Here is a 2,334-nt window from a genome sequence, read left to right on the forward strand (position 1 = left end):
CAGAGCGCAGCGGCCAGGGAGGCAGCGCGCGCGACGCCACCGTCAGGTCGACCGCAGCGGGCGCGCCGGTGACACCGGGCGACGCTGCGCGCGCAGCCCCCTCGGACGGCGCGGTCATGACTCCCGCTCCCGTGATCGCCGCAACTGCCACAGCAGCGCCAGATCGTATGACAAACCCCATAGCCCACCCCTGCGTTGGCGCCCCGACCCGGAACCGGGAGAGACGATGGCGCAAAAATAGGACGGGATCGCCTGGGACGGAATCGGGGATATCCCTTGCGATCGGGTTCTCGCACCGAGGGGTGGCGGCGGCTCGCGGGTACACCGCGTGGGTCAGGCGTACCCGACCCAACCGCGGAAGATGAACGCGGAGAAGAACTCGGTCACGTCAGTGAAGCCGGCCTGCTCCAGGATGGTGCGATCCTGTGCGGGTGTCAGCACCGGTACCTCGTCGTTGACGACGGTGATCATCCTGTCGGCATCGGCGGGGTCGACGCCCGACGCGACGACGTTTGCCCGATGGCGACGCATCCACAGCGCCCGTTCGGCGTCGTCGCGATGCGGGATGCTCGCGTGCACGACGACGTACGGCGCCCCGGGCGACAGTCGTTGCCGCACCGCAGCCGCGGTACGGAGCCGCTCGTCCGGTGCGAGGAAGTGCAGGGTGAGCAGGCTGGTCGCGGCGGCGAACGGCCCCGGCGGGGCATCGTCGATGTAGCCGTGGTGAAACCGCACGCGACTGGCGTGCGGCTCAAGCGTTTTGACCGCCAGGTCGAGCATGGCCGCAGCCGGGTCGACGGCATCGAAAGTCCACCCGGGTCGGGCCTCGGCGAATGCCTTCGTCTCCAGCCCACCTCCTGCCCCGAGCACCAGGATCCTGGCATCCTCAGGCGCATGTTCGGCCATCAGGATCGTCGCCATGCGATGCACATCCCGGTACATCGGCACCGTCCGGGCGACACGATCGGCGTAGGACAGGGCATCTTGCGGCGCATCGAATACGTGGGTCACGTCTCGATGGTCACGCCCGCGCACCCGTTCGGCAAGGTGACTTGTCAAAAGGGCAAATCGCACATCCCGATGGTGAACGACGTTCGCCTACACGCGTTCCCGCGCCAGCGCGGCGAGATGCTCGAGCGAGTTGTCGAGATGCTCGCAGCCGAAAGGCGGAAACTCGATCTCTTCGCGGATCGTCGACGGGACCTCCGACCAGTCGAATGTCAGGGTGACCTCGGTCCGGTCGTCGCCCACCGGCGCAAGGTCATAGCGCCAGGTCCAGCCGCCGAAGTCGAGGTTGGCGTCGTCGTCTCCCTGGCCCGGTAGCCACCCGATCGCGCGGGGTGGCTGGAACACCTCGACCCGGTTGGCCATCTCGTAGTGCATGCCGCCATAGTTCTGGTGGTACATGGCCATTCGGAAGACCTGTCCGGCCTCGGTCAGCCGCTTGCCGTCGAGGGACTCCCGCACCCAGCCGGTGCCGTCGATGGCCTGGTGGGTGGTCGGGTCGGCCAGCACGTCGAACACGGTCTCGGGCGGCGCGTCGACGACGCGCGCGGTGCGCATGAATTCGTCAGTCATGCCGGTACTGACCGTGGCCGGTTCACAAACTCATCGGGTCCGCCTGAGGTCAGGCCGACCGAAGCAACCCTTCGATCACGTCGGCCGCGGCGCGCGCGCCGCCGGCGGCGCCGATCCGGTCCTGCATGTCGCGAAGGTTCGCCGCGACCTGCGCGCTGACAGTCACCTCGTGCACCGCGGCGCGCAGCGCCTCTGCGGTGACCTCGGCCGGGGAGAGCCGCAGCCCCAGCCCCAGTTCGGCGATCCGGTCGGCATTGGCCTGCTGCTCGGTCATCTGCGGTACCGCCACGATCGGTACACCGAACGCCAGCGATTCCATCGTGCTACCCATACCGGCGTGACTGACGAACGCCGCCGCGTGCGGCAGCACCTTCAGCTGCGGTACCGCGGAATGCACCTCGATGTGTGGCGGCACCGTGCCCAGATCCCCGGCGTCGACGGTATTCCCGATCGCCAGCACCACGTGCCAGGGCGTATCGGCGAACGCCGCCACGCAGGCGCGGAAGATGTCGGGGCGGTCGTGGTAGGCGGTGCCGAGCGAGACCAGCACGGTGGCCCGGTCAGCCGGTGGCTCCCAGTCTCCGTCCGAGGGCCGGTCGGTCAAGCAGGGGCCGACGAACACGTAAGGCGGACCGAAGGTGTCCCCGGCGTACTGGAACTCCCGCGGCAGGAAGACCAGCTGCGCATCTGCACCAGCCGACTGCAGGAGACGAGCCGCGTTCAGACCGTACCGGCGGGCCAGTCGCTGCACCCGCC

General features: G+C 68.8%; 3 protein-coding genes. All 3 read right to left on the reverse strand.

All coding sequences use genetic code 11. The features are described 5' to 3' along the window. Positions 1-333: 333 nt before the first annotated feature. Positions 334-1,011, reverse strand: coding sequence for a class I SAM-dependent methyltransferase (locus tag MVA01S_RS29545; protein WP_003931567.1), 678 nt, complete (start codon positions 1,009-1,011; stop codon positions 334-336). A gap of 87 nt (positions 1,012-1,098) precedes the next feature. Further along, positions 1,099-1,578, reverse strand: coding sequence for an SRPBCC family protein (locus tag MVA01S_RS29550; protein WP_003931566.1), 480 nt, complete (start codon positions 1,576-1,578; stop codon positions 1,099-1,101). A gap of 49 nt (positions 1,579-1,627) precedes the next feature. Beyond that, the coding region (locus tag MVA01S_RS29555) for a macrolide family glycosyltransferase (RefSeq protein WP_303621353.1) at positions 1,628-2,334 on the reverse strand (707 nt) is incomplete at its 5' end.

Origin of the sequence: Mycolicibacterium vaccae NBRC 14118 = CIP 105934, from assembly GCF_001552715.1 — a bacterium.
Taxonomy (GTDB): Bacteria; Actinomycetota; Actinomycetes; order Mycobacteriales; family Mycobacteriaceae; genus Mycobacterium; species Mycobacterium vaccae.